Here is a 26,194-nt window from a genome sequence, read left to right on the forward strand (position 1 = left end):
TGTGACGCGACCTACTCCCTTGTCCCGAGGGCCAAGCTAAAAACCGCGTAGATCGTTTACGACTTCGCAATTTTCCAGACCCAGGCGAACACCCTGCATGCAGGAAATTGCATTTATATGGCCAAGCTGTTCGACCACTTTTGCCCGGTGATCCCGCTCCAGCAAACCCTGTATTTGCTCACTGCCTGGTTTCTCCTCAACGGAAACGATGTCCGGCAAACCGCCATGGTGAATGCGCGGTGCTGCCATGGCATCAACAAGGGGCTGTCCCAAGAGCAGCACCTCGGCCGCTACCTTTGCAATCGCCGTCACAGACGCGGCCCCACCGGAAGGCCCGGCGAGAAAGACGGGGTCCATGTTGATGTAAGGCTGCACTGCCCCTTCCGCATAATCCAGTGGGTCCGTTCCTTTCATTTCCAGAAAACCAGTTTCTTCGCCCCCTCTTTCCGGAAGCCGTGCTTTGCCGACATCGCGCATCACCAGAAGAGGCGCCAGGGCAATATCATTGGCTAGCACCATCGGCCCGCTAAAGAAGATACCAACACCGGGAACGACGGCACCGGTGCCGAAAGGACGATACATCGTATGGGAACAGATGACGGAAAGGCCCTTCCGGTCGACAACCGCATAGCTCGTTGTTGCCGGATCGTCTGGAAATGCGGTCGGCGCGAAGGGAAGCCGTTCAACCGGCACATGGCTTTTCGGATCGTAATCCGCCATCCAGCCTTCCCGATCCCCTTTCGTGTTTGCACCGGCAAAGGCGCGCATGCTGATTTCAGCCAGCAGATGCGGCCTTTCTTCAGCGGATGCCGTCTGATAACGCGCATCCTGGATTAGCATTTCCCACAATCGGACAAGGGCACGACCGCCGGTGCTGCCCGCCGTATACAGGCTATTCTCGCCAAACTTTACTGTGAGCGGCAAGCGCCAAGCCGCGCGAAAAGCACCAAGCCGCGCGTGATCAAGCACACCGCCCCGCACTGCAGAAACATTCACCAGTTTCTTGGAAATCGCCCCTCGATAAAAGGATTCGGGGCCCAATGCCCCTATGTGCTTGAGGGTGCTGGCGAGATCGAACTGATAGAGTCGGCTTCCCTCACGCAGAATTCTTCCTTCGTGATTTGCCAGAAGGTGGCGTGTCTCCGTGTGCGAAATAAGGTGTCCACTTTCCCGGTCGAGTGCCCTGGCGAGGCTTCTGGAAACGCGGATGCCCTTTTTTGCGTAGCTTTCTGCCGGTGCAATCAGATCACGCCACGCCTTGCCTTGAAACCGCTGATGCAGGGCCGCCATGCCACCTACATTGCCCGGAACAAGACCCGCCTGTGCGGTGTCCGTCACGGGCAGAGACTGGAGAAAGTCCAGCACCGCCACCTCCTGATTTTGCGGGTCATACACGAGGCAAACACCGCCGCCGCCAAGACTGGCCGCCGCCGGAAAGGTCACGGAAAGGGAAAAATAGAGCGCGACGGCAGCGTCGGCAGCCGTCCCCCCCGCTGCAAGCACGTTTCTTGCTGCCAGTGCGGCAAGGGGCTCATCGACGGCAACGACTCCGAAGAAGCGGTCATCTTCGCCGACGGATAGCCGCGATATAGCCCCGCCCACCGAGGTTTTCTTAGGTTTTTCGAGGTTAGCCAGCCATTCCGGTACCTCGCCGGTGCCAAATTCGCAGGCCCCCAACGTTAAAAGGCTGAAAAGCAGGAAAAAAACACCATATTGACGGCATCGGCCTGCGTACCTAGGTTGCATATTGGGGGTTGGAGTTCGCATATTGTTTTTCCGTTTTTCCTACTTTGTCCGCCTCGTCGCAGCGAGTCTCATCCTTATCGGCTTTTGGCCTCAGGATGCCTTGGCGCAGACACGCATTAACCTCATCCGCGACGCGGAAATCGAAACTATCATCCGCAACTACGCGACGCCACTGTTCGAAGCAGCCGATCTGGACCCGGCGGCCATTGGCATTCACATCGTCGCCAACCCGCGCCTGAACGCGTTCGTTGCCGCAGGCCAACATCTCTTTCTAAACACCGGCCTACTTATAGAAGCCGCAAATGCCAGCCAGGTGATCGGCGTGATCGCTCATGAAACGGGCCACATCGCAGGGGGTCACTTGATACGCGGCCAGGAGGCCCTGCGCGGGGCTTCGATGCAGACGCTTATCGCCGCCATCGTGGGCATCGGCGTCGGCATCGCGACTGGCAATGGCCAGGCAACGTCGGCCATTCTTACGGGCGGGTCCGGCATCGCCACCAGCAACTTCCTGCAATTCAGCCGTGGCCAGGAAGCGGCTGCAGATCAGGCTGGCCTCAGCTTCCTGGAAGAGACCGATCAGTCTGCAACGGGATTTCTCGAATTCCTGGAAATTCTCGAAAAACAGGACCTTCTCAGTTCGAGACGGCAATCGCCCTATTTGCGAACCCATCCCCTGACGCGCGATCGTGTCAGCTTCGTTCGCGAATATGTCAACACGCATCCAGGCGGCACCGAGCCCTCACCCGAAATTACGAAAAGCTTTCGCCGCATACAGGCAAAGCTCATTGGCTTCATGCAACCCTTCCGGCGTGTCATGAGGCATTACCCGAAAAGCGACACCAGCCTGGAAGCCCGATATGCGCATTCCATCGCCTATTACCGGCGGGAAGAAATCGACCGGGCACTGCCCCTTATCGATGGCCTGATCGAATTGGAACCGGACAACGCTTATTTCCATGAGCTTCGCGGACAGATGCTGTTCGAAAACGGTCGTCTTGAAGAATCGCTTCCTTCCTACAAGAACGCCGTGCGCCTGGACCCCAGCTCGGCCCTGTTGCGGATGGGTCTGGCCCATGTGCAGCTGGAAATACCGGATTCGAGAGAGAACCACCCCGCCATGGAACACCTCCTTTACGCGATTGAGAAAGAGCGGGATAATCCCCAGATATGGCAGCTGCTTGCCATCGGCTACGGTCGCGAAAAAGCCTATGGAATGAGCGCCCTGGCGCTTGCCGAAAAAGCACTAAGGCTCGGCGATAAGGTGACGGCAATCCAGCAGGCTACCCGCGCCCAGAAAAAAATGCCGAAAGGATCCCCCGGTTGGATTCGCGCACAAGACATCAAAATCACCACGAACCTGCACCCCTAGCCGATACGGTCGGCATGGGGGGTAACGGCCCCTGCCACCTGCAAAACATCAAAATTTTTGGCCTATCCCGCCTGGGGCTGCCATTTTTTTCTTTCGGCCTTCTCCTGTCCATGGCTCTGGTCGCCTGCGAATCAACCCCCCGCCTTCCCAGTCCGGCCCCGGCATTCGCCAACGCTGGCCTGCCAGGCGACTGGATTCCAGACCCAAAGACTGCCGGTCAGACGATTTCCTTCACTGAGAAGGAAGGCATTCCCGCCTTAAAAATAACCGCAACTTCGGAACAAACCTTCTCTGGGCGGAGGCTCAACATCGCCTTGATCGCCAGCCCGTATTTGCGCTGGTCCTGGTATCTGGAAACGACGCCTCTCGACGGTTCGAGCCCACATATCTCCGACGCGACGGCGCGCCCTAAAAATCCGATGCGGCTGCGCATTGCCTTTCACGGCGGCAGCCGCGAGGAAGACGGCAGACCTGCTTCGCCCTGGCGCGCACCGGGCATTCCTTCCCACGACCGGCTTCTCGATCTGATCTGGGAATGGCAGCCGGCCACCCGCACCCAGGGCGGCGACTGGCGCCCGGTCGAGCTTCCAACCACATCCTTGCCAAAGGCAAGCGGGGCTGGCTTTGTTCCCGGCTGCTCGGTCCCCTGCATTGTTGTCCGGAACGGGCTGACGGACAGTGACCAATGGTGGCTGGAAGCGGCTGACCTTGAAAAAATCTATAAGAACTTCTGGCCCGAGGACCACCTCACGAAGGTCCGCGTCGTCTTTGTGGCCTTTGGGGTGGAATCGTCACCGGTGCCGATGGCCGGTTATCTGGCCGACCTCGCCTTCCACCGTTAAGAAGGATCAAATGTAATAAGCTTTGAGCGGCGGCAGCCCGTTAAACCCGACGCTCGCATAGGTCGTGGTGTAGGCCCCGGTGGAAAAAATTTCGACCCGATCCCCAATCGCCAGATCAAGCGGCAAAAAATAGGCCGCCTTTTCATAAAGAATATCGACGCCATCGCAGGTTGGCCCGGCAAGGATAACCGGCCCGACCGGTTCGCCATCGTGGGGCGTATGAAAGGAATATTCGATGGCTTCGTTCATTGTTTCGGCAAGCCCTCCAAATTTCCCAATGTCCAGATAGACCCAGCGAATTTTATCCTGCGCCGCCTTTCTGGAAATCAGCACAATTTCGCTTTGAATGATGCCGGCCTCCGCGACGATATAACGGCCAGGTTCAATCATAAGCTCCGGCATGTTTTTTGAATTCGAATCCGAAAAATGCCGGGCCACGGATTCTTTGATCCTTTGCGTATGTGCTTCGATCGGCGGAATTTCCACGCGGTAGTTGGCAGGCAACCCACCGCCAAGGTTGAGCATCTTCAGAAAAATCCCATCCGCACGCAGCCGTTCAAATAGCCGCTTGGCGGTTGCAATCGCCGCGTCCCATTGTTCAGGCCTTGTCTGTTGGGACCCCACATGAAACATCACACCGTATGGGTCAACCCCCAAGCCGCCGGCCTGGCGCATCAAGTCGCAAGCCATGTCGAAGGCGCAGCCAAATTTGCGGGTAAGCGGCCAATCAGCGCCACTATCCGAAACCCATATTCGACAACAGACCTTTGAGCCCGGCGCCGCCTCGGCGATCTTTTCAAGTTCCGCCTGGCTATCAAACGCAAACAGGCGAATGCCAAGGGCGTAGGCGGCGGCGATTTCCGATTGCTTCTTGATCGTACTGCCGTAGGAAATGCGTTCAGGCACCCCCCCCGCATCCATGACGCTTTTGATTTCCTGGATGCTGGCCGCATCGAAGCCGGCACCAAGCGTAACCAGGCGCGATAAAATCGCCGGCGCCGGATTGGCCTTCACCGCATAATAAATACCTATTTTTGGAAGCAGTCCCTCTAACGCACGATATTTCTCAGCAACGACGTCCAGATCAACCACCAGGCAAGGCGTGTCCGGCCGTTGTTCCTTCAGGAACCTGAAAATTTTATCGGACATGACGGGTGCCGCCCCCAGTCAACGCAACAGGAACGGCGTTGTAATAAAATTACCCTGGAATGCCAAGGAAAATCCCGCATTACCGCGACAGGTTTAGAGCATATCTGCCAGGTAACGAATGCCAAGGATAAGCCCAACGCCAAACACCACGATGCCCATGGTCTTGAAAAAGATCATCACCATCGCTGCCTGGAAGCTCTTTTTCTTCTTTTTGACGGCTGCTTTTTTTGCTGCATGCCCCTTCTCGACCTTCTTCTTGGCGTTTCTGGCCTGCACTTGCGCGCGAACCTGTTTCCTCTGTTCGAGAGCTTCCGCGTTTTCTTTTGCAACCTTACTGCCGCGGAAGATGGTCCGCGCATTCACCGTTTGAGCCCCTTCGTCAAAAATTTCCTCGACGACGCGGACGCCGCTATAGCGAGTGCCTTCGTCTATCCGCCGGGCTTCAGACAACGCAAGATCGCGGCTGTCGAAAATCGAATCGATTTTCCACTCGCCTTTTACAAAGGTATGAATTTCGTAACTAACGATCATGCAACACAGTCCAAGGTCAGTTTTTCATTCTATTTGGCTTCGGGTTCTTCAGATAGTTTGCCCCGCCAAGGATCAAGCTTATTGTCTCGTCGTCGTCGCTTAACGGCAGCAGAATGCTGCGACATAATACGCCTTCCCCATCTTCGCCCTTAAAGCTATCGCCATAGGAAATCGGAACACCTTTGCGCAAAATTTCGCCGGCATACGCGGTTACACAGGCAAGAAGGCTGTCTTTACGAAGCTCGGAAACACGAAGATTCTCACAAGGCGCGCCATAACATGCGACAAGCTCTTCACCCACGTAGCGTAAAATTGGATCCTCTTTGTTATCATCAACATCGAGAATAAAGCAGAAGGGCCACATATCAGTGATGTCATCGGAACGGATGTCACTCATCGACGGGTAGGTGCGGTCCCCCACAACCCCACGCCAATAGTCAAGCAGGCGAAGAACAAGCCGACGCTCTCTTCCCGATCGCCGCGCAGGCTCAGGGGAGGCTCCCGTAACATTCGCTACTTCTGTCATGCGAGCTCCTTTTCACCCATTTTTCCCAACTCGCATACCAACGTATGCGGACGGACTATCCCTAAAAGTCTAGGTTAACTGCTCAGACTATGGGCAGCACATCCTTAAAGATCAGTAAATTATGGGCCGCGACGGGCCAAAATGGCAAGGAACACGACGCTCCCAGATCAGATAAGGCCAGCCAACGGCGAAGAAGGGTCCGCATAGTACTTTTTTTTCATACGCCCGGCCAGATAAGCCAAACGGCCGGATTCCACGGCAAGCCGCATGGCTTTTGCCATGCAAACGGGGTCCTGGGCCTCGGCGATGGCAGTGTTCATCAGAACGCCGGCGCAACCCAGCTCCATGGCGACCGCCGCATCGGACGCCGTGCCGACACCGGCGTCCACCAGCACGGGAAGTTGCACAGCCTCGACTATGAGGCGAATGTTCACGCGGTTCTGGATGCCAAGGCCAGAACCGATAGGCGCCGCCAACGGCATGATGGCAGCGCAACCGATCGCTTCCAGGCGTTTCGCCATGACCAGATCGTCGCTGCAATAGGCGAGCACCGAAAAGCCCTCCTTCACCAGAATTTCAGCCGCAGCCAGGGTTTCCACCATATCGGGATAGAGCGTTTTCCGGTCGCCGAGCACTTCCAGCTTCACCATCTTCCACCCGCCCGCTTCGCGCGCAAGACGAAGCGTGCGCACAGCCTCTTCCGCCGTATAACAGCCGGCCGTATTCGGAAGATATGTGTATTTCTTCGGGTCCACATAATCGACAAGCCGTGGCGAGGCGGTGTCCGAAAGGTTGACGCGACGAACGGCAACCGTAACGATTTCAGCCCCAGACGCTTCAATGGCAGCCGCTGTTTCCTCAAAGTCCCGGTATTTTCCAGTGCCAACAAGAAGCCGCGATGTAAAACTGCGGCCCGCAACCTCAAACGAGCCACTACCTTTGGCCCGTGCAACCGGCGGTGCCGCATCGTCCATGCCGCCGCCTATAAAATGGACAATTTCCAGCCGATCCCCATCGGCGACAAGCGTTTCCTCATAGGCCGAACGGGGCACAACCTGGAGGTTGCGCTCAACCGCCACTTTGCGGCAATCAATGCCAAGCTGCGCAAGAGCAGCGACCAGGTTCAACGGCGAATCAAAGGAGTGATCCTGGCCGTTTACCGTTATTCGCACGGGCGTTCCTGCGTTCATCAATCGACCCTTCCTCCATTTTTCGGCAACATTCCTTACCTTTCAACAAACATGGTGCGGCATGCAGACAGCCGCAATCCCACCCCAACCATCGGAAAGCATTGCACCTTTCGGCCTGCATGCTATAACCCCCAAACATGAGAGCGGAAACGTGGAAGGTGCCCCGATGCCCTCTCCTATCCTGATCCTCAACGGCCCGAATCTCAACCTCTTGGGAGAACGGGAGCCGGAAGTATATGGGACGGAGACCTTGGCCAACATTCAAGCTGCCTCTGAAAAGGCAGCTTCTGGACTGGGTCTTACGGTCGCGTTTCGGCAAACGAACGCAGAAGCCGATCTTGTCACCTGGATTCAGGAGGCACGCAATGAATATGTCGGCATCATTCTCAATGCAGGTGCCTTCACCCACACGTCGGTTGCTATCCTCGATGCGCTTCAATTCTACAAACAGCCTGTAATCGAAGTGCATTTGTCAAACATCTTCCGCCGCGAACCGTTTCGCCATCACTCTTACGTCGCGCCGGCAGCGCATGGTCTGATCTGTGGTTTTGGTGGACATGGTTATGTGCTGGCGTTGCAGGCAATGGCAAGGATTTTGGATTCAGATGCGTCATAAAAACAAACACCCGGTCAACCACGATCTTGTTCAGGAACTTGTCGAACTTCTCGACACGCACGGGCTGACAGAGCTTGAATACGGCACCACCGAGTGGCATGTCCGGGTCGCGCGTGGCGGCGGAAAAGCGGCAAAAACTGTCGCTGAAAGCACAACCGCCGGCGAGGAACCCGAAACAAACGATCTTGCTGCCCACCCCGGCGCTGTAAAATCGCCAATCGTTGGCACCGCCTTTCTGGCACCCGAACCGGGATCGCAGAATTTTGTCAATATCGGCGATGTCGTAAAAGAAGGCGAAACACTGCTTCTCATCGAAGCAATGAAAACGTTTAATCAAATTCGCGCGCCACGCGCCGGCAAGGTTATGCAGATCCTTATCAAAAGCGGCCAACCTGTTGAGTTTGGCGAAGTTCTAATGTTGCTTGAATAGCTACTGCCTATGTTTGAAAAAGTCCTGATCGCCAATCGCGGCGAAATCGCGCTTCGCATCCATCGTGCCTGTCACGAAATGGGCATACAGACCGTTGCAGTGCATTCGACGGCAGATGCCGACGCAATGCATGTGCGCCTTGCGGATGAAAGCGTATGCATCGGCAACCCGCCGGCGCAAGCCAGCTATCTAAACGTGGCGGCAATTCTTTCGGCAGCGGCGCTGACGGACGCCACCGCCATTCACCCAGGCTATGGCTTTCTGTCGGAAAACTCGAATTTTGCGGAGCTCGTCGAAGAACACGGCTTTACGTTTATCGGGCCGACCGCCGATCACATTCGGATCATGGGCGACAAGCTCACGGCAAAAGCCATTATGCGCGACCTTGGCGTTCCCGTTATCCCCGGCTCCGAGGAAGCAATTGAGAACGTCGAGGATGCGATGCGCATCGCCGACGACATCGGCTACCCCGTCCTTGTCAAGGCAGCCCATGGCGGCGGTGGACGCGGCATGCGGGTTGCTGCCTCGGCCCAGGATCTTCGCCTCGCCCTATCGACGGCACGCGCAGAAGCCGAAAGTTATTTCAAGAACGGCGCGGTCTATCTTGAAAAATATCTCGCCCGGCCACGCCATATCGAAATTCAGATTCTTGCCGACATGCATGGCGAGGTTGTGCATTTCGGCGAACGCGACTGTTCCATTCAGCGGCGACATCAAAAACTGCTGGAAGAAGCCCCCTCCCCCTCGCTGAACGCCGATCAGCGTACAAAAATCGGCGCCATGGTGACGGCGGCCGTTGCCAAACTTGGGTATCGCAGCGTCGGCACACTGGAATTCCTATATGCGGACGGGGTCTTCTATTTTATGGAGATGAATACTCGTCTCCAGGTTGAACACCCGGTTACGGAAATGATTTCCGGCGTCGATCTCGTGCGCGAACAGATCCGCATTGCCACCGGCGCTCCGCTTGGCTACAGCCAGAAGGACATCCACCTTCAGGGGCATGCCATTGAATGCCGGATTACAGCCGAGAACGCAGAAACCTTCGCCCCTTCGCCTGGACGCATCACGGACTACCACACGCCGGGCGGGCTGGGCGTGCGCGTGGATTCCGCCCTCTATGCCGGCTATACGGTCCCGTCTTATTACGACAGCATGATCGCCAAGCTAATTGTTCACGGTCGCACTCGCAACGAAGCACTCATGCGACTGCGCCGCACCCTGAACGAATACGTCATTGATGGCATCGATACGACAATCCCGCTTTTCAAGCGCCTGATTGCCGAAAAAGACTTTGTAAACGGAGATTACGACATTCATTGGCTCGAACGCTTCGTCGAACGTAAGGATTAGACAGCCCTTTACCCACACACGAAAAGCAACCCATGGACCTTCGCCCGGAATTGCTGCTTCGTACATACGCCGCCGGGATTTTCCCAATGGCGGAAGACCGGGATTCCAAAAATATCTTCTGGGTCGACCCGGAGCAACGCGGCATCCTGCCGCTTGACCATTTCCACATTCCAAAGCGATTGCAACGGACCCTGAAAAACTGTCCCTTTCGCGTCACCTTCAACATGGCTTTCGAAACGGTTATACGAGCCTGCGCGGAACCCACGCCGGAACGATCGGACAGCTGGATCAACAATACGATCATCGGGGTTTATTGTGCCCTGCATCGCCAACACCACGCCCATAGCGTCGAGTGTTGGCAAGGAAACCGGCTTGTCGGCGGGCTTTACGGGGTGGCTCTTGGCGGCGTCTTTTTCGGGGAAAGCATGTTCAGCAAGGAACCCGACGCAAGCAAAATCGCGCTTGTCCGACTTGTCGAACGTCTTCGCGAAGGCGGCTTTACGCTGCTGGATATTCAATTCGTTACGGATCACCTAAGCCAGTTCGGGGCCGTGGAGATCTCCCGCGACGAATTTCACACACGCCTCGCCGAGGCCCTGAAGAAAGATGGTTGTTTTCATTCCGAAACGGCAAACAAGACCAGCTAGCCGGAATCCGGTTAGCCGGAAGCCGGTTAGCGATCGTTCAGGCAGTCCAACACCCAGATGTCGTAGACGGGATGCTCCAGCGCCGAGAGGGCGGGGCTGGAAGCAAACATCCAACCCCGGAAAATATTTACCGGCCCTGTGTCAGGGCGGATATCGCGAATGACGAGATAGGCTGCACTTTCCGGCAACTCCTCCGGCGGACGCCGATCGCAAGCCAAAGCGGTGATTTCAAGCGATCCGAAACGCACCGTTTTGTTCATCGGTGCTTCGACCGTCGAAACGCGCGCCGTAATCTTGTCCAGCCCTTGCAACAGGACGCCGCTTGCAGCCTCAGCCGCGTTCGATGCCAAAAGAAGAGGAAGCAGCACCAAACAGGCCCGCCGAAGCCGGAACGATGGATTGGACAACCACCCCATGGAAACGGCCGGCAGCCCTACTCTTCCGCTTCCGGTTTGCTGAAGATGAACTCGCCAATGATTTGTTCAAGGCCGAAGGGGCCTTCCGTTCTCTTGATTTCACCATCGGTCAAAATGATGGCTTCCGCCTTGCCCTGCTCCAGGGAAAGATAGGTGCCGCCAAGAAGCCCCTCGGAGACGACTTTCGCCATCGCGTCCTTGGTGAGCTTGATCTGTGGTGACACGCGGATATAAACAACGGGGAGTAAATCCCGGCTGCTAAGCTCCTGCTTCACAACCGAACCCACCTTGATGCCGGCTATTTTGACATCGGCACCCACCTGAAGACTGCCGATATTATGGAACTTTCCCCAATATTCCTTGCCGTCCGCCTGGCCCTGAATACCCGCCGAGGTGTACGCGAAGAAAAGAAAGAACCCCGCGACGATCAGCACGACACCGCCCATCACCGTTTCAATCATATTCCTTCGCATCTACCCAATCCCTCTCATTTTTTCTTCAACGTCCGCTGCCATCGGAAACGGCAAGCGACGCACCCTATTTGTCTTCCGTCGCCCGGTCGAGCAGCATCTTCCCCAGCAATTCCAAAAGATCAACCGGCGGCTGCGTGAATTCGATCTCGCCACCCGGTTCGAGATAGCTGTCCTCGCCACCCGGAACAAGCGCCAGATATTTCCCGCCAATCAGCCCGTCGGAAGCGATTTCAGCAACGGTGTCTGTCGTCAGCTTTACGTCCGCATCGACGTTCCAGCGAACCGTAGCAAGATAGCCTTCCATATCGAGGGTCTGTTCAAGCACCGTGCCGACCGTGATGCCGCCGATCTTGACGTCCGAGCCCAGCTGCAGGCCATCCACCCGGTCAAACTGGCCCCATAATTCGTAACGGTCGCTCGCGCCCGCACCCGCGCCCGTGTAATTGTACGCAAATGTCAGGAACAGCGCGGCTACGATCAGCACCACACCGCCCATCACCGTTTCGACCATGTTTCTTTGCATGAAGTCCTGCCCTCTGTTTTCCTGGCCTTTTATTTCGTCTGCCCACGATTTTTCCGGGTTCGCGTCGTCAGTTTGGTCGCCATGCCTCGTAACGCTGCGTCTGCGACTTCGGCACGGCCGTCTCGATCGCCCCGGATGGCCTATATGCCTTTGATGTACCTGTCAAATTCGCTAAGTGCTCCTTGCGCCAAGATGCCCGCGTCGGGACCTTGTCGAAGGGCGGTTCGGCGATTGTATGACAGAGCCATGCGTGCCACATCGGCGGCACCTTCGATGCTTCCGTTTCTCCCCTGTAAACCACCCAACGCTGCTCGCGCCGCATATCGCCGCGCCTGCGCGCACGATAATAGCGATTGCCCAACTCATCGGCACCGACAAAGCGACCGCGAAAAATCGTAAGAAGCCAAGTTCCAAACGTCATGGAAACAAAAATCCACAGCTACGAAAACGAAACATCGAAAAAGGCCGAAACGAACGGTATGTATCGCATCCGCCCCCCCCCGGCGTCTAGCCCTCTCCCTTTCCCATCTGGCCGAGCTACTGGCACCGCCAGGGAAGTGCCCAGCCACGACCCCGGTCGGACACGTCCCCAGACATGCTATGGACGCACCGACGGAAGTATTTTGCTAAAAAAGTCAGCCGCTTATGCAATATTTTGTGTTTGGCATTGCCTTCCACACAACATCTGGTTAATTTCTGTAAACATTGGGGGGCTCGTTCTAAAATAAGCCGGACATAGAAATTTACGCCCTCCTCATAAAAGCTTGGGGGAAACATGCGAATTTCACGCCGTTATACGACCGAGGGTGCCTCACCATATGAGGGGATAACCTTTTGCAAAACGACGAGTGAAATTCGCAATCCAGATGGTTCCATCGTCTTTCATCTCGATAACGTCGAGATGCCGGAAAGCTGGTCGCAAGTTGCCTGTGACGTCCTCGCCCAGAAATATTTTCGCAAGGCCGGGGTGCCGACACAGCGAAAAGCGATACCGGAAACGGACGTTCCCAAATGGCTGTGGCGACACGAAGCCGACAGCGACGCCTTAAAGCACCTTCCCAAATCCCAACGCTATAGCGGCGAGACCAGCGTTTGTCAGGTCATCGACCGGCTGGCCGGAACCTGGACATATTGGGGATGGAAAGGTGGCTATTTTTCGTCGGAAGCCGACGCACACGCCTATTTCGACGAAATGCGCTACATGCTCTGCACCCAGATGGGGGCACCGAATTCGCCGCAATGGTTCAACACCGGCCTGCACTGGGCCTATGGCATCGACGGCCCTGCCCAGGGCCATTACTACGTCGATTTCGAAAATGGTGAGCTGACCGCTTCGGCCTCGGCATACGAACATCCCCAGCCCCATGCCTGCTTCATTCAAGGCGTCGCAGACGACCTTGTGAACGAAGGCGGCATCATGGATCTCTGGGTCCGCGAAGCACGGCTCTTCAAATACGGCTCCGGTACAGGCAGCAATTTCTCGAAACTGCGCGGTGAGTCGGAATCGTTGTCCGGGGGCGGCAATTCCTCTGGTCTGATGAGCTTCCTCAAGATCGGCGACCGGGCGGCTGGCGCTATCAAGTCCGGCGGCACGACCCGCCGGGCTGCCAAGATGGTGACGGTCGATATCGATCACCCGGACATCGAGGCCTACATCAACTGGAAGGTGAAGGAAGAGCAAAAAGTTGCCGCGCTTGTCGCCGGATCGAAACTTTGCAACCGTAACCTGAACGCGATCATTCGCGCCTGCCACCTGGACCCGGACGCGCCGGACACCGACAACACGTGTTTCGACCCAAAAGAGAACAAGCGCCTGCGCGACGCCATTCGCGAAGCACGCAAAGCCCTGATTCCGGATAATTATATCCAGCGCGTTATCCAATTTGCCAAACAGGGCTATTCGGAAATTGAGTTCGAGACCTATGATACGGATTGGCAGTCCGATGCCTATGCCACCGTGTCAGGGCAGAATTCGAACAATTCCGTACGCCTCACAAACGCCTTCATGGAACAGGTGCTTGCCGATGGCGAATGGCACCTCATCCGACGGACGGATGGCAATCGCCACAAAACGCTTCGCGCCCGCGACCTTTGGGAGCAAATCGCCAACGCCGCGTGGTCCTGCGCCGATCCAGGCGTGCAGTTCGATACGACGATCAATGAATGGCACACCTGCCCGAGCGGCGGTCGGATCAACGCCTCCAACCCGTGTTCGGAATACATGTTCCTGGACAATACGGCATGCAACCTGGCGTCGATCAACCTTCTCGCCTTCCACATGGAAGGGGGCGATTTCGACATCGATTCTTTTGCCCACGCCGTGCGGCTATGGACCGTCACGCTTGAAATATCCGTTCTCATGGCGCAGTTCCCTTCCAAGGAAATCGCGCAGCTTTCCTACGAATACCGCACCCTTGGTCTTGGCTATGCGAATCTCGGCGGCCTTCTGATGGCCAATGGCATTTCCTATGCCAGCGAGCGGGGTCGGGCGCTTTGCGCTGCCATCAGTGCGATCCTGACCGGCGAAGCCTATGCGACCTCCGCTGAAATGGCCTCTAAACTTGGCGCCTTCCCCCAATTCGCCAAAAACTCGGAAGAAATGCTTCGGGTTATCCGCAACCACCGCCGGGCGGCCTATGGCGAAGCCGAGGGCTATGAGGCGCTCAGCATCACGCCCGTCCCCCTGAAAATAGAAGACTGCCCAGAAGCGGCGCTTGTCGAAGCGGCGCGTGCGACATGGGACCGCGCGCTTGAGGTCGGCCAGCAATATGGCTACCGCAACGCGCAGGTCAGTGTCGTCGCCCCTACGGGGACAATTGGTCTCGTCATGGATTGCGACACGACCGGGATCGAGCCGGATTTTGCCATCGTCAAGTTCAAGAAGCTGGCTGGTGGCGGCTATTTCAAGATCATCAACCGTACGGTACCGACAGCGCTCAGCACCCTCGGCTATGACGACGCAACAATCGAAAAGATTGTGCGCTACGCCACCGGCCACGGAACGCTCCAGAATGCGCCGGGGATCAATTTCGATACGCTGCGCGCCAAAGGCTTTACGGAAGGCGTCCTGGCCAATCTGGAAAAGACGCTGCCCAGCACGTTTGACATCAAATTCGCCTTCAACAAATGGACGCTTGGCGAACTCTTCTGCCGCAACGCCCTTGGCTTTAGCGAAAAGCAATTGAACGACCCGTCCTTCGATCTGCTTCCGGCCATGGGTTTCAACCGCAAAGAAATCGAGGCCGCCAATGTCTATTGCTGTGGCGCCATGACGTTAGAAGGCGCGCCGAAGCTGAAAGAAGCCCATCTCGACGTCTTTGACTGCGCGTCGCCATGCGGGCGCATCGGCCAACGCTGCCTGTCCGTCGAAAGCCACATTCGAATGATGGCGGCATCCCAACCGTTTATTTCGGGTGCAATTTCGAAAACGATCAACATGCCAAACCAGGCAAGCGTCGAAGACTGCAAGGATGCCTATTCCCTCTCCTGGCAGTTGGGCATAAAGGCAAACGCGCTTTATCGCGATGGGTCAAAACTTTCCCAGCCCCTGAACGCCGCCACCTTAGAAGGCATCGACGAGGAAGACGACGAGAAGGCGGAAAGCTGGGTCGAAAAAGTCGTCACCGCGCCGGCGCAAAAACAGGCTGCCATCCTGGCAGAACAACTTGTCACGTCCCGTGCAAAACGGGACCGCCTTCCCCATCGGCGCAAGGGATACACGCAAAAAGCACTGGTCGGCGGTCATAAGATTTATCTGAGAACCGGCGAATATGAAGATGGCACCCTTGGCGAAATCTTCCTCGACATGCACAAGGAAGGTGCGGCCTTCCGCAGCCTGATGAACAATTTCGCAATCGCCATCTCGATCGGCCTGCAATATGGCGTGCCACTGGAGGAATATGTCGAGGCCTTCACCTTTACGCGGTTCGACCCGTCCGGCCCCGTCGAAGGCAACGACGTCATTAAAATGGCAACCTCGATCCTGGATTATGTATTCCGCGAGTTAGCCGTCTCTTATCTCAGCCGCAATGACCTTGGCCATGCAAGCCCGGAGGACCTGCTGCCGGACAGCCTTGGCATTGGTGATACAGAAGGCAATCTGACCTCGAACAAAGAAACAGGCCAGGTGACCCCTGCCGTCGCCCGGGTCACAAGCCGCGGCTATGTACGCAAGAATCTCTATGTCCTGAAAGGCGGCCGCAGCGCAAAGGCCGCGCCGGCACAGACGACGCAGGCCAGCGCCGCGCCTGCCACAGCGCCTTCCACAGCGCCTTCCACAGCGACGGTGACCGCGACACAAACGGCAATAGCTGTAGAAACCACCGCCTTCGTCCAGGCCCGGCTTCAGGGCTATGAAGGCGACGCCTGCGGGGATTGTGGAAATTTCACGCTGGTCCGTAACGGAACCTGCCTCAAATGCAACACCTGCGGGGCAACAAGCGGATGCAGTTGATGTAATTTACAAATTCGTCTTCCTCCCTGAAGACTTGAGGGGTGCAGCGTTACGCACCCCTCCTTTTTTCCAAGCGTTTTTCTAGACCGGCTTTTTGGAACCGTCTATCCTGCTGGCCCAATGCAAAGGAGCAGAACATGGCCAATATTCCAGAAACACCGGACGAGCGTTTGGACGCGCTACGCATCAAATTGCCAGACACGGCAGCTCCCCTCGCCCATTACCTGCCTTTTGTTGAGGCCAGCGGGCTTGTCTTCATTTCCGGACAAATCGCGATCTGGGAAGGCGTGATGCAGTTCGAGGGTAAAATCGGCGAAGACCTTGGCCTGGTCGAAGCCCGCCAAGCTGCACGGGTCGCCGTTCTCAACGTGATCGCACAAATAAAGGCGGCGTGCGGAGGCGACCTTGCCCGTGTAAAACGGTGCGTACGCCTTGGCGGTTTTCTAAACGTCGCCCCAGGTTATGCCGAACTTTCACCCGTCATGGACCATGCCTCGGATGTGCTTGCCCAGACCTTTGGAAAGGCCATTGGACAACACGCCCGCTTCGTCGTCGGGGTAAATTCGCTGCCGAAAAATTCACCCGTTGAAATCGAAGCCATCTTCGAAATCGCCTGACGATCCAGATGCCCTGCCCAGACGCCCTGCCTTTTGGCAATGGATCGCCTTAATCGACGAGTTCGGAATCGGCCTTGCGAGTCTCTTTTCCAGCGTCCTTGCCTTCTGGATAGACAAAGGTGAGCTTTTCGTCCCGAACGTCGATCCGCACATGGCCGCCCTTTTCGAGACATCCAAAAAGAAGCTCCTCCGAGAGCGCCTTTTTCACCTTCTCCTGAATGACGCGGGCAAGCGGACGGGCACCGTATTGTTCGTCATACCCCTTTTTCGCCAGCCAGGCGCGCGCCGCTTCCGTCAGCGCAATCGTAACCCCACGATCCGCAAGCTGCGCTTCCAGTTGCATGACAAATTTGTCGACGACCTTCGCCATCACCTCCGGCGTAAGGCTGGCAAAGCCAATCGTCGCGTCCAGGCGATTGCGAAATTCCGGCGTGAACAGGCGTTTGATCGCTTCTTGATCCTCACCTTCCCGTTTTGCCCTCTCAAAGCCGACCGCGTTTTTCTCCATTTCCGCGGCACCTGCATTCGTCGTCATAATCAAAATCACATTCCGGAAATCAATTGTCTTGCCGTTGTGATCCGTAAGCCTGCCATGATCCATAACCTGCAACAGAAGGTTGGAAAGGTCGGGATGCGCCTTTTCAATTTCATCCAACAGCAATACCGCATGGGGATGCCGGTCGATGGCATCCGTCAACAGCCCGCCTTGATCGAAGCCGACATAACCCGGCGGCGCCCCAAGCAGGCGCGAGACTGTGTGCCGTTCCATATATTCCGACATGTCGAAACGCACCAGCTCGATACCCAGTATCAAAGCCAACTGGCGCGCCACTTCCGTCTTGCCGACGCCCGTCGGGCCAGAGAAGAGGTAGCACCCAATCGGTTTTTCCACCTCGCGCAAGCCGGAACGCGCCAGCTTGACCGAGCTTGCCAAAGCAGCAATCGCCTTGTCCTGCCCATAGACCATCGTCTTGAGATCACGCGCGAGATTGCGAAGGGATTCCCTGTCATCCTTCGTGACGGATTTCGCCGGAATCCGTGCCATCACGGCAATGATTTTTTCGATGTCCTTCACGGTGATCTTCTTGCGCCGCTTGTTTGCAGGCAAAAGCATCTGCGACGCACCCGCCTCGTCAATGACGTCAATTGCCTTGTCCGGAAGGTTCCGGTCCGAAATATGGCGCGACGAAAGTTCAACTGCGGCACGAATCGCCTCTGCCGTATAGCGCACCTGATGATGTTCTTCGTAATGAGGTTTCAGGCCGCGAAGAATCTTGATCGTGTCCTCTACCGATGGCTCGTTTATATCTATTTTCTGGAAGCGGCGAACAAGCGCACGGTCTTTCTCGAAATAAGTCCGGTATTCCCGATAGGTCGTCGAGCCGATGCAACGAAAATTGCTGCTGGACAGCGCCGGCTTCAACAAATTCGAGGCATCCATAGCGCCGCTACTGGTCGCACCGGCACCGATCACCGTATGGATCTCGTCAATAAACAGAATGGCGCCCGGAATCGAGTCCAGCTCGGCAAGCACCCCCTTAAGGCGTTCCTCGAAATCCCCGCGATAGCGCGTGCCTGCAAGCATCGCACCCATGTCCAGAGCATAAATTGTCTTGTTCTGGAGAACTTCCGGAACATCGCCCGTCACAATCCGAAGGGCGAGGCCCTCGGCGATCGCCGTCTTGCCCACCCCTGGGTCGCCGACATAAAGCGGGTTGTTCTTCCTGCGCCGGCAGAGAATTTGAATCGTACGAGCCACCTCCGATTCGCGACCGATCAAGGGATCCACCTTGCCAGCACGTGCCTTTGCATTCAAATTGATGCAGTAGGATTCCAGCGCCTCGAAGCTGGCCTTAACGACCTCGTCGTCGTCTTCCTCAACGCCGCGAATTGTGCGCGTTTCCGTATGCTCGGAAACTTTTGCAATGCCGTGTGAGATGTAGTTCACAGCATCGAGACGCGACATGCTCTGCTCTTTTAGAAAATAGATCGCGTGAGATTCCCGCTCGGCAAACATCGAAACCAGCACATTGGCGCCGGTCACTTCCTCACGGCCCGCCGACTGAACGTGGATGGCCGCACGTTGAAGCACCCGTTGAAAAGCCGCCGTCGGTTTTGGATCGCCGCCGTTCTCGCGGGTCAGAAAAGCCAGATCGTTGTCGAGGTAGTCGATGAGATCGCGCCGAAGCCGCTCAAGATCAACGCCGCAGGCACGCAAAACCGCCACCGAATCACGGTCCTCGGTCAATGCCAGCAGCAAATGCTCCAGCGTTGCAAATTCATGGCTGCGCTCATTGGCAAAGGCCAGTGCCCGATGCAGGCTTTGTTCGAGTTTTCTGGAAAGCACCGCTTATTCCTTCTCAAAAGTGCATTGCAAGGGGTGCTGGTGCTCCCGTGCAAAATCGACAACCTGCTGCACCTTCGTCTCGGCAACCTCGCGCGTGAAGACGCCGCAAATGCCAACGCCACGCTGGTGGACCTGCAACATGATCTGGGTCGCTTCGCCCCGCTCCTTGTTAAAAAAGCCTTCCAGAATGTGGATGACGAATTCCATCGGCGTATAATTATCGTTTATCATCAAAACCTTATACATAGATGGCCGTTTCGCCTTGGGCCGTGCCTTGACGTCGCTGCCGGGGGCTTCATGGCTGTTGTTTTGAGGAAAATTCGTCGTCATGGCCTCACCGATGGTGCGCAGCCCTGTTTTTTCACGGGCTAACGTAATGATATTGCATGTTATTACCTTTTCGCAGGCCATACAAACCGGAACCAAGGATCAGTATGGGTGCTGTAATTTAAGCAAAAATTAAGCCTACTCCGCCACCCTTGCTTATTGATTGCCAACCCCCTGGAGTGGCCAAAAACAGGCATGCCCAGCTTCCTCAAAAAATGCCGCATTGCGAGCCTCACCCTGTTCGCCAGCCTATGCCTGTCACAGGCGGGTCTCTCGCAAGCGAGCCTGGGGCAGGCCTGGGCGGGCGAAACGGCGGCGATCGTTCTTGATGCCGACACGGGCACCATCCTTCATAGTCACGCCATTGACCAGGCTTCCCCCCCGGCCTCACTTGCAAAGATGATGACCCTCTACCTCACCTTCAAGGGGTTAAGAGAGCAAGCCTTCCTTCCCCAGACGCGCCTGAAAACCTCCGCCCACGCCGCCCGGCAGCGCCCCTCACGCCTGGGCCTGCGCAAGGGAGAACGGATCACCACCGAACAGGCTATCCTTGCTCTGGTAACAAAATCGGCAAACGATGCCGCTGTTGTCCTGGCGGAAGCGGTCGCTGAAAGCGAAGCCGGCTTTGTCGAACGCATGAACGAAACGGCAAAGCGCCTAGGCATGAAAAATACGCAATTTCGTAATGCTTCGGGCCTGCACAAGCGCGACCAGGTCAGCACGGCCCGCGACCTTGCCCTGCTTGCCCACGCGCTCTTCCGGGATTTTCCGGAATACACGCCCTATTTCACAGTTCAGAAATTTCGTTTCCGCAACCGGACCTACCGCAACCGCAATGGGCTTCTGGACAGCTATCCCGGCGCCGACGGAATAAAGACCGGCTATGTGCGGGCCTCTGGTTACAATTTGGCCGCGTCTGTCCGCCGCGGCAAACATCGTTTTATTGGCATTGTGCTCGGCGAAAAATCACCCGTCGCCAGGGAAAAGCGGATGCGCATACTTTTTGACCAGGCCTTTCAGACGGCTGCCGCCATCGAACGAAGCTGGGAAATCCGCGTGGGCAAAGTCGCACGCCTTGCCACGGCGCATCTGGTTGCTTCCGGCGCGGCCCGGCGCGTCCCGGGCCTGCTGCATCGCGCCGTTCTTTCCATCTCGCCGGTGCGTGACGCAAAAGGCGTCTTCTACCGTGCCCGTTTCACCGGCATCCGCGAACCCCTTGCACGCAAGGCCTGCGATCATCTAAAGCTGCAGGGTATCGCCTGTGACATTGTTTCGCCCTTCCAGGCAGGGCAGGTCGAACGTGCCTGGACAAAATCCTAAAGAAACGCAACGGCGTCAGGAAGAAGCCCCGAACGAAATCGCCGGCAGTTCAATCCCGCTTGCACGCAGTTCGGCCGCAAGTTCTGCCTTCAGGCGTTCCAGCCCTTCTTCATCCGTCGCCTCGACTCGAACAACCAGCACCGCCTGGGTATTTGAGGCGCGAAGCAGCCACCAGCCTTCCGGCCTCTCGACACGCACGCCGTCAATGTCGCAAAGCGTGACACCGGCCACCGGGGGCCGCTGTTCGAGGCGGGTTTTTACCTCTTCCAGCACTTTAAATTTGCGTTCCTCCGGACAGGCCAGGCGAATTTCCGGCGTGTTCGCCAATTGGGGTAAATCGTCCCGCATCTCCGCCAGACTTTTTTCGGAACGGCCAACGATGTCAAGAAGCCGCACGGCAGCATAAAGCGCATCGTCAAAACCAAAATAATGATCGGCAAAGAAAATATGGCCGCTCATTTCACCGGCCAATGGTGCCTTCATTTCAACCATCTTCGACTTGATCAGGGAATGCCCGGTCCGCCACATCAGCGGCTTTCCACCCGCCTTCGCGATTTCGTCAAAAAGAACCCGGCTTGCCTTTACGTCAGCGATGATTGGCGCACCGGGATGTTCCAAAAGAACCTCCTTCGCGTAAATCGCCAGCAATTGATCCCCCCAGAGGATGCGACCCTTGCCATCAAGGACGCCTATGCGGTCGCCGTCGCCATCCAGGCCGATGCCAAGATCGCAACCTTCCTCAAGAACTTTCTGGCGAAGCTGCAAAAGGTTTTCCTCGACCGTCGGGTCCGGATGGTGGGCAGGAAAGGTGCCGTCTATCTTTGCGTTCAACAGGAAGTGCGTTCCGGGAAGCTTCGCCGTCAACGCCGCCATTGCCTCGCCCGCCGAACCATTGCCTGCGTCCCAGGCAATTTTTAATTTACGCGCACCGTGATAATCCGCAAACAGCCGTTCGACATAGGCGTCAAAGACGGGTTCTTCAACAACGCTCCCCTCGCCCACCGCAAAATCGCCCTTCCCGGCCAAGGCCTGCAATCCCTGGATATCGTCTCCATAGAAACCCGCCTCACGCAGCATCATCTTAAAGCCGTTCTGATCCGGCGGGTTGTGCGAACCGGTGATCATGATTCCGCCATCGCCCCCCCGGGTCCGGACCGCGAAATAGAGCATTGGCGTCGGCCCAAGACCGACGCGATGGACCGTCATCCCCGTCGCCACCAGCCCCTCAACAAGGGCCTTTTCCAGAGAGGGAGAACTTAGCCGCCCGTCATAGCCAACCATGACCTTCGTACCCCCGGACCGGGCCAATAGGGTGCCAAAGCTAAGCCCAAGCGCCCTGGCATCGGCCTCGGTCAGCGTTTTTCCAACAATGCCGCGAATATCGTATTCACGCAGAATGGTCGGATCGAAACGGTGTGTCATCGTCATGAGGAAGCCTCGTCCGCCATTGGCCGGCCAATGGCGCGATAGTCAAACCCGGCAGCCCGCATCTCGGATGGATTGTAAACGTTGCGCAGGTCAACAATGACCGGGCGACGCAAAAGCTGCTTCATGCGCACAAGGTCGAGGCTGCGAAACGCGTTCCACTCCGTCAAAAGAACGAGAACGTCCGCACCCGTCATCGCCTCGTAGGAATCTTCGCAATAGGTTACGCTTTTTAGAAGCTTTCTTGCTTCTCCCATGCCCTCCGGATCAAACGCACGCACCTTGACGCCCGCTGCTTCAAGTCCAGGCACAATATCGAGGCTTGGACTTTCGCGCATGTCATCCGTATTCGGCTTAAACGTAAGGCCTAAAATAGCCACCGTCCTGCCATCCGGGTCCGACCCGATCGCGGCCAGAATACGTTCGGTCATCTGCTTCTTGCGCGCCGTGTTGACCTCGATGACCGCTTCGATCAGGCGAAGGGATAAACCGGCACGCTTTGCCGTTTCGACCAGGGCGCGCGTGTCCTTTGGAAAGCAGGAGCCGCCATAGCCCGGCCCGGCATGTAAAAACTTCGACCCGATGCGACCGTCAAAACCAATGCCGCGCGCCACGTCATGAACGTCGGCACCCACCTTTTCGCAAAGGTCGGCAATCTCGTTAATGAAAGTGATTTTCATCGCCAGAAAGCCATTCGCGCTGTACTTCGTAAGTTCCGCCGTCTGCTGGCTTGTAAAGTGAATGGGCGTTTCAAGAAGATAAAGCGGGTGGTAAATACGGCGCATGACTTCACGCGCACGTTCCGATGCCGCCCCGATCACAACCCGGTCCGGACGCATAAAATCATTTAGCGCCGAGCCTTCCCGCAAAAATTCCGGATTTGATACGACATCGATTTCGCAATCGGGTGCAAGTTTGCGGAGCAAATCCTGAATTTCCCTGGTCGTGCCGACCGGCACCGTCGATTTCATGGCAACAACGGTGTAGCCCTGCAACGCGCCTGCGATTTCCTCAGCAGCGGCCCGCACGAAGCTTAAATCCGCATAGCCGTCACCATGGCGACTTGGCGTGCCGACGGCGATAAAAACAGCATCCGCATCGCGAACGGCAGCAGCAAGGTCCGTCGTAAAGGAAAGGCGGCCCGCTTTCATGTTTTTCTCAACAAGCGCGTTCAGGCCAGGTTCGTAAATTGGAATTTCCGCGCGGCGCAAGCCCTCAACTTTTTCCGCATCCTGATCGACACAGGTGACGTGCATGCCAAACTCGGAAAAACAGGCGCCGGAAACGAGGCCTACATAGCCGGAGCCGATCATCGCAATTTTCATAAGGTTCTTTCTGAAGACCGACCCTTTGCCGGTCGCATGTGGAAATAAAGGCTAGTCCTTTTTAACATAGCCTTCGAGCATGGCGCGCGCGCTTTCGCAGAATTCTTTCCGCGCCAGTGCGTAAGCTAAATTTGCCTCCAGAAAACCGAGACGATTGCCACAATCGAAGCGGTGGCCTTCAAAACGAAGGCCGTGAAAGGGCGTCTGCCCGATCATCCGCGCCATGGCATCTGTCAGTTGAATCTCTTTCCCGGCGCCACGCCGCTGTTCTGCCAGAAGATCGAAAATTGCTGGTTGCAGAACGTACCGCCCGATGATGGAAAGGGTCGAGGGCGCTTGCGCAGGGTCTGGCTTTTCAACCAGGCCCTGGACTTCCGCCAGACGACCGTCGTCTTCCCCCACCTTCAAGATGCCGTAATTTCGCGTTTCTTCACGTGGGACGTCCATGACGGCAACGACGTTGCCCCCTTTCTCTTCGTAAACATCCAGCAACTGTTTCAGACATGGCGTCTGCGACTGAACCAGGTCGTCCGCAAGGACAACGGCAAATGGCTCATCCCCCACCAGGTCACGCGCGCACCAGACCGCATGGCCAAGGCCCAGGGGTTCCGTCTGCAAGATAAAATGAACCCGGCTTGAGTCCGGAAGATAGGCCGTCACCGCGTCACGGGCGTCGGATTTCCCTTGAGTCTCCAGCGCATGGCTTAACTCCGGGTCGGGGCGGAAATGCGCCTCGATTGCTTCTTTCCCCGGGGCCGTCACGAAAATAAATTCCTCGATCCCGGATGCACGCGCTTCCTCAAGCGCATATTGGATTAGCGGCCGGTCAACGACCGGAAACATTTCTTTCGGAACGGCTTTCGTCGCCGGCAGGAATCGCGTCCCAAGTCCGGCAACCGGAAATACCACTTTACGAATGGATTGCATCGGCATCCTTAGATCGGGTCCCAGTGGAAAATATCCGCCGACCGATCCAGCGGATAAAAGGAGTCGCGAAACGCCGGCAGCAATTCATCGGCAATCCCCTCCGGGGTCCAGCCTTCGCCACAATGAACCTTTGCAAGCGGTCGCGGCTGGCTCATCAGAAAAATTTCGTTCCTGCGGACCGCAAAAACCTGCCCGGTCACCTCCTTGGCCGCATCGCTCGCTAGAAAAACGGCCATCGGCGCAATCTTTTCCGGGGTCATCTGCTTCAGCTTATCAACCCGCGCCTTCTGCTCTGGCGTATCGGTTGGAATCGAACTGATCATGCGGCTCCAGGCAAAGGGCGCAATGCAATTCGAACGCACGTTGTAGCGCGCCATATCAAGGGCAATCGACTTTGAAAGTGCAGCAACCCCCAATTTCGCAGCCGAATAATTCGCCTGGCCAAAGTTACCGATGAGACCCGAGGTTGAGGTCATGTGGACGTAGCTGCCGCCTTCCTGCTTGCGAAAATGAGGTGCCGCCGCGCGGGAAACCAGAAAGGCCCCGTTTAAATGGACATCAATGACCGCTCGCCAGTCCGCTTCCGTCATCTTGTGAAAAATGCCGTCCCTGAGAATTCCGGCATTGTTGACCACGCAATCGATCCGCCCAAAGGCATCGATCGCGGTTTGCACCATCCGTTCGGCGCCTGCTGCCTCTGCCACGCTGTCGCTATTGGCAACCGCCTCGCCACCGCCGGCACAGATGGTTTTCACAACGGCCTCGGCAGGGGAAAGGCTGGCACCTTCACCGGATAAACTGGCCCCGATATCGTTGACGACGACACGCGCGCCAGATGCCCCCATACGCAGAGCAATCTCCCGACCGATGCCGCCACCAGCTCCGGTCACCAACGCAACCTTGCCCGCAAGCATGCCTTTTCCTTCCGTCATTTTCCCTTCCCCCATTCCTTCTTCATCTAAGCCAGACCTTCATGTTCGCGTGGCTCGATGCTGTCAAGTCCTAGGGCGGTATTTGCAGACAATTTGCCGCCGCAACCGCCGCCCCGGACTACGAAACGTCTCTATACAATTTATACGTTAGTGTTCTTATAAAAATACACGCTAAATTAATGGCGTATTAAGGATTAACGCGAGATAGTGACAGCACCATTCAACCATTACGTGTTTTGTGATGCTGGAAGAACGCCAGGAAGAGACACCGCCGGACCGTAATGACCGCAGAATCTAAGGAATCGCATCGAGAAGGATCAGCAGCCATGAAGACGAATACGCAAGAAGCGGTGGTAGAGGAAGTCGAAACACCGATAGATGAGCAAGAATCGGCGACCGTAACAAACAGCAAGCAAACATACGAAGCTCTTGCACAGCAGCTTTCAAATTTCCGCCAGATGATCGACACCATGCCGATCAACGTCATGACCTGCGATCCGATTGATCTCAAGATTAATTACATCAACCAGACCAGTATCGACACTCTCAAAACCCTGGAACATTTGCTGCCGGTCAAGGCCGACGATCTGCTTGGCCAGTGCATCGACATTTTTCATAAAGACCCATCGCATCAGCGCAAGCTGCTGGGCGATCCCAAAAACCTGCCCCATCAGACGCATATCCAGATCGGCGATGAGACCCTGGAC

The 26,194-nt window shown here is 56.5% G+C and carries 25 protein-coding genes; 10 read left to right on the plus strand and 15 right to left on the minus strand.

Features of this window, described 5'->3' with window-relative positions; translation table 11 throughout:
• Window positions 1-36: 36 nt before the first annotated feature.
• Window positions 37-1,767, minus strand: coding sequence for a hypothetical protein (locus COA65_07760; GenBank protein PCJ58526.1), 1,731 nt, complete (start codon window positions 1,765-1,767; stop codon window positions 37-39).
• Here COA65_07760 and COA65_07765 point away from each other — a divergent pair.
• On the plus strand, window positions 1,748-3,118 hold the full coding sequence (locus COA65_07765) for a peptidase (protein ID PCJ58527.1): 1,371 nt from the start codon (window positions 1,748-1,750) through the stop codon (window positions 3,116-3,118). The two genes, COA65_07760 and COA65_07765, sit on opposite strands and share 20 nt — an antisense overlap.
• A gap of 14 nt (window positions 3,119-3,132) precedes the next feature.
• Window positions 3,133-3,960, plus strand: a complete 828-nt coding sequence (locus COA65_07770; GenBank protein PCJ58528.1) for a hypothetical protein — start codon at window positions 3,133-3,135, stop codon at window positions 3,958-3,960.
• Between the two features lie 6 nt (window positions 3,961-3,966).
• Here the strand turns inward: COA65_07770 and COA65_07775 are convergent, their stop codons facing one another.
• From COA65_07775 to thiS, 4 genes are all read right to left on the minus strand, one after another.
• Window positions 3,967-5,109, minus strand: a complete 1,143-nt coding sequence (locus tag COA65_07775; GenBank protein PCJ58529.1) for an ornithine decarboxylase — start codon at window positions 5,107-5,109, stop codon at window positions 3,967-3,969.
• 93 nt (window positions 5,110-5,202) lie between these two features.
• Entirely contained in the window at window positions 5,203-5,640 is a 438-nt protein-coding gene (locus COA65_07780; protein ID PCJ58530.1) for a hypothetical protein, read from the minus strand.
• A 16-nt stretch (window positions 5,641-5,656) separates the two neighbouring features.
• A complete protein-coding gene (locus COA65_07785) occupies window positions 5,657-6,166 on the minus strand; it encodes a hypothetical protein (protein PCJ58531.1) in 510 nt (169 codons plus the stop codon).
• A gap of 167 nt (window positions 6,167-6,333) precedes the next feature.
• On the minus strand, window positions 6,334-7,356 hold the full coding sequence (gene thiS, locus COA65_07790) for a thiamine biosynthesis protein ThiS (protein PCJ58532.1): 1,023 nt from the start codon (window positions 7,354-7,356) through the stop codon (window positions 6,334-6,336).
• Between the two features lie 166 nt (window positions 7,357-7,522).
• On the opposite strand from thiS, the gene aroQ reads away from it, so the two are divergent.
• The 4 genes from aroQ to COA65_07810 are packed head-to-tail and all read left to right on the plus strand — an operon-like array spanning window position 7,523 to window position 10,402.
• The gene (gene aroQ / locus COA65_07795; GenBank protein ID PCJ58549.1) at window positions 7,523-7,972 is read left to right on the plus strand and encodes a type II 3-dehydroquinate dehydratase; all 450 of its coding nucleotides are present in this window, start codon (window positions 7,523-7,525) and stop codon (window positions 7,970-7,972) included.
• A complete protein-coding gene (locus COA65_07800) occupies window positions 7,962-8,402 on the plus strand; it encodes an acetyl-CoA carboxylase biotin carboxyl carrier protein subunit (GenBank protein ID PCJ58533.1) in 441 nt (146 codons plus the stop codon). The genes aroQ and COA65_07800 overlap by 11 nt, the downstream gene beginning before the upstream one ends.
• 9 nt (window positions 8,403-8,411) lie before the next feature.
• On the plus strand, window positions 8,412-9,755 hold the full coding sequence (accC, locus tag COA65_07805) for an acetyl-CoA carboxylase biotin carboxylase subunit (protein PCJ58534.1): 1,344 nt from the start codon (window positions 8,412-8,414) through the stop codon (window positions 9,753-9,755).
• A 32-nt stretch (window positions 9,756-9,787) separates the two neighbouring features.
• Window positions 9,788-10,402 (plus strand): leucyl/phenylalanyl-tRNA--protein transferase, encoded by a 615-nt coding sequence (locus COA65_07810; protein PCJ58535.1) that lies wholly within the window; start codon window positions 9,788-9,790, stop codon window positions 10,400-10,402.
• Window positions 10,403-10,428: 26 nt separating this feature from the next.
• On the opposite strand, the gene COA65_07815 is transcribed toward COA65_07810, so the two are convergent.
• The 4 genes from COA65_07815 to COA65_07830 all read right to left on the minus strand — a co-directional run bounded on the left by COA65_07815 (window position 10,429) and on the right by COA65_07830 (window position 12,235).
• Window positions 10,429-10,818: a glycosyl hydrolase family 5 gene (locus COA65_07815; protein PCJ58536.1), complete on the minus strand. Its 390-nt coding sequence runs from the start codon at window positions 10,816-10,818 to the stop codon at window positions 10,429-10,431.
• Window positions 10,819-10,835: 17 nt separating this feature from the next.
• Window positions 10,836-11,291 (minus strand): outer membrane lipid asymmetry maintenance protein MlaD, encoded by a 456-nt coding sequence (locus tag COA65_07820; GenBank protein ID PCJ58537.1) that lies wholly within the window; start codon window positions 11,289-11,291, stop codon window positions 10,836-10,838.
• A gap of 64 nt (window positions 11,292-11,355) precedes the next feature.
• Complete coding sequence (locus COA65_07825) at window positions 11,356-11,814, minus strand: outer membrane lipid asymmetry maintenance protein MlaD (protein ID PCJ58538.1); 459 nt, start codon at window positions 11,812-11,814, stop codon at window positions 11,356-11,358.
• Between the two features lie 67 nt (window positions 11,815-11,881).
• On the minus strand, window positions 11,882-12,235 hold the full coding sequence (locus COA65_07830; protein ID PCJ58539.1) for an NADH:ubiquinone oxidoreductase subunit NDUFA12: 354 nt from the start codon (window positions 12,233-12,235) through the stop codon (window positions 11,882-11,884).
• Window positions 12,236-12,589: 354 nt separating this feature from the next.
• Here COA65_07830 and COA65_07835 point away from each other — a divergent pair, with 354 nt between their 5' ends.
• Both COA65_07835 and COA65_07840 read left to right on the plus strand, forming a co-directional pair.
• Window positions 12,590-16,267 carry a ribonucleoside-diphosphate reductase, adenosylcobalamin-dependent gene (locus tag COA65_07835; protein PCJ58540.1) on the plus strand — a complete coding sequence of 1,226 codons (3,678 nt, stop codon included), beginning with the start codon at window positions 12,590-12,592 and terminating at the stop codon, window positions 16,265-16,267.
• Between the two features lie 137 nt (window positions 16,268-16,404).
• Window positions 16,405-16,884 carry a hypothetical protein gene (locus COA65_07840; GenBank protein ID PCJ58541.1) on the plus strand — a complete coding sequence of 160 codons (480 nt, stop codon included), beginning with the start codon at window positions 16,405-16,407 and terminating at the stop codon, window positions 16,882-16,884.
• Window positions 16,885-16,933: 49 nt separating this feature from the next.
• Here the strand turns inward: COA65_07840 and clpA are convergent, their stop codons facing one another.
• Together clpA and COA65_07850 are read right to left on the minus strand one after the other, a co-directional pair.
• Entirely contained in the window at window positions 16,934-19,231 is a 2,298-nt protein-coding gene (clpA, locus tag COA65_07845; protein PCJ58542.1) for an ATP-dependent Clp protease ATP-binding subunit ClpA, read from the minus strand.
• Between the two features lie 3 nt (window positions 19,232-19,234).
• A complete protein-coding gene (locus tag COA65_07850; protein ID PCJ58550.1) occupies window positions 19,235-19,561 on the minus strand; it encodes an ATP-dependent Clp protease adapter ClpS in 327 nt (108 codons plus the stop codon).
• Between the two features lie 192 nt (window positions 19,562-19,753).
• Between COA65_07850 and COA65_07855 the strand changes: the two genes are divergently transcribed.
• A complete protein-coding gene (locus COA65_07855; protein PCJ58543.1) occupies window positions 19,754-20,878 on the plus strand; it encodes a D-alanyl-D-alanine carboxypeptidase in 1,125 nt (374 codons plus the stop codon).
• 15 nt (window positions 20,879-20,893) lie between these two features.
• Here COA65_07855 and COA65_07860 read toward each other — a convergent pair whose 3' ends face one another.
• From COA65_07860 to COA65_07875, 4 genes are read right to left on the minus strand one after another with little or no spacing between them, the layout of a single operon-like run.
• Window positions 20,894-22,306, minus strand: coding sequence for a phosphomannomutase (locus COA65_07860; GenBank protein PCJ58544.1), 1,413 nt, complete (start codon window positions 22,304-22,306; stop codon window positions 20,894-20,896).
• A complete protein-coding gene (locus COA65_07865; GenBank protein ID PCJ58545.1) occupies window positions 22,303-23,628 on the minus strand; it encodes a UDP-glucose 6-dehydrogenase in 1,326 nt (441 codons plus the stop codon). Before COA65_07865 ends, COA65_07860 begins: the two co-directional genes overlap by 4 nt.
• A gap of 51 nt (window positions 23,629-23,679) precedes the next feature.
• Complete coding sequence (gene galU, locus COA65_07870) at window positions 23,680-24,555, minus strand: UTP--glucose-1-phosphate uridylyltransferase (GenBank protein PCJ58551.1); 876 nt, start codon at window positions 24,553-24,555, stop codon at window positions 23,680-23,682.
• Between the two features lie 8 nt (window positions 24,556-24,563).
• Window positions 24,564-25,469: a 3-hydroxyacyl-CoA dehydrogenase gene (locus tag COA65_07875; protein PCJ58552.1), complete on the minus strand. Its 906-nt coding sequence runs from the start codon at window positions 25,467-25,469 to the stop codon at window positions 24,564-24,566.
• A 344-nt stretch (window positions 25,470-25,813) separates the two neighbouring features.
• On the opposite strand from COA65_07875, the gene COA65_07880 reads away from it, so the two are divergent.
• On the plus strand, window positions 25,814-26,194 hold a 381-nt coding region (locus COA65_07880; GenBank protein PCJ58546.1), incomplete at its 3' end, for a histidine kinase.

Source organism: Rhodospirillaceae bacterium (genome assembly GCA_002746255.1).
Lineage (GTDB): Bacteria > Pseudomonadota > Alphaproteobacteria.